The following is a 1,445-nucleotide window of genomic DNA, read 5'->3' on the forward strand; positions in this document are numbered from 1 at the left end:
GGGCTTAAAGACCACGGTGTTGCCGGCGATCAGCGCCGGAATAATATGGCCGTTCGGCAAATGGCCGGGGAAGTTGTAGGGGCCGAAGACCGCCATCACCCCGTGCGGCCTGTGGCGCAGCAGCGCTTTGCCGTCCGGCATCGCCGATTCGCGATCGCCGGTGCGCTCGGCGTAGGCGTCGATGGAGATCGCCGCTTTACCGATCATCGCCTGTACTTCGGTGCGGGTTTCCCACAGCGGCTTGCTGGTTTCGCGAGAAATCATCTCCGCCAGCGCCTCTTTATGCGCATCCAGCAGCGCGGCAAAGCGCTGCACGCAGGCAATACGCTCCGCCAGCGCCAGATGGGACCAGGCGTAAAAGGCGCCGCGCGCCGCCGCGCAGGCGGCCTGCACCTCCGCCGCTCCCGCGCTGGCGGCCTGCCACAGCGGCGCCTGGTTTTCCGGCGCCAGCTTGGTTAACGGCGCGCCCGAGCCCTGCAGCCACTCTCCTGCGATAAAATGTGCGTTTATTGCCATGATGTTCTGCTCTCCGGATTGAGTGTTACCGCATGCACCCGGTCAGTCTCGCTAACCTCGAGGGCGTCCAGCGCGGCGCGTTCGCATTGGTGGTTCTCTTCCGGGGTCAGCAGCACCGCGCGGAAGCCTTCAAACTGGTTATTGGCGACGATGATCGGCGCCGCCCGCTGCGCCATGACGTGCATGGCCGGGATAAACTGGCTCTCGCCGATCGCCCTGATGCTGTCGGTTTGCGCTTCAAGCACCGGACCGGCGTCGAAAATGTCGACCGACCCGCGCCAGCTGAAGCCCTCTTTTTCAAGGATCGCCCGCGCCGGTGAGGTATTGGCATGCACCTCGCCAATCGCCTGGCGGGCGTTTTCCGGCAGCAGCGAGACGTAAATCGGGTACGCCGGCATCAGCTCGGCAATGAAGGTTTTCATGCCGGTGCCGGTCAGCCGGTCGGCGTCAGCAAACGGAATATCGAAGAAGTGGTGGCCAAGGGCGTCCCAGAACGGCGAATTGCCCTGCTCATCGCTGCGCCCGCGCAGCTCGGCGAACAGATGCGGCGAGAACAGCTCCCGGAAGGCGGCGATAAATAAAAACCGCGCTTTCGAGAGGAACAGCCCGTTGCGGTTTTTTTGATACTCCGGGTCGAGGAACAGAGTGCAGAGCTCGCTGTGGCCGGTGTGGTCGTAGCTCAGGTTCAGCAGCTCCTGATTTTTATAGACCCCCAGCTCCTTCGAGGCGCGAACCGTGCGCTGCAGGCGGAAATTGTAAAAGGGTTCGTCGAGCCCCACCGCTACCTCAATGGCGCTGACGCCCACCGCCCGCGACAGGTCGGTATCCTCCAGAACGAACAGGAAGCCCTGCTGGCCGCGGGGAAGCCTGCCGGCGAAGGTATCAACGCTGCGCTGGATCCGCGCGGCCAGCCGCGCGGGATCGTTGGG

At 63.9% G+C, this 1,445-nt stretch carries 2 protein-coding genes; both read right to left on the bottom strand.

Features of this window, described 5'->3' with window-relative positions:
• A partial coding sequence (locus PFH44_RS27530) for an aldehyde dehydrogenase family protein (protein ID WP_283826830.1) occupies positions 1 to 516 on the bottom strand: 516 nt, incomplete at its 3' end.
• Positions 507 to 1,445, bottom strand: a 939-nt coding sequence (astA, locus tag PFH44_RS27535; protein ID WP_283826831.1) for an arginine N-succinyltransferase, incomplete at its 5' end; no start/stop codon positions are given. The genes PFH44_RS27530 and astA, both read right to left, overlap by 10 nt.

The sequence above is a fragment of the Klebsiella sp. Ech2A genome (assembly GCF_030078455.1).
Taxonomy (GTDB): domain Bacteria; phylum Pseudomonadota; class Gammaproteobacteria; order Enterobacterales; family Enterobacteriaceae; genus Klebsiella; species Klebsiella terrigena.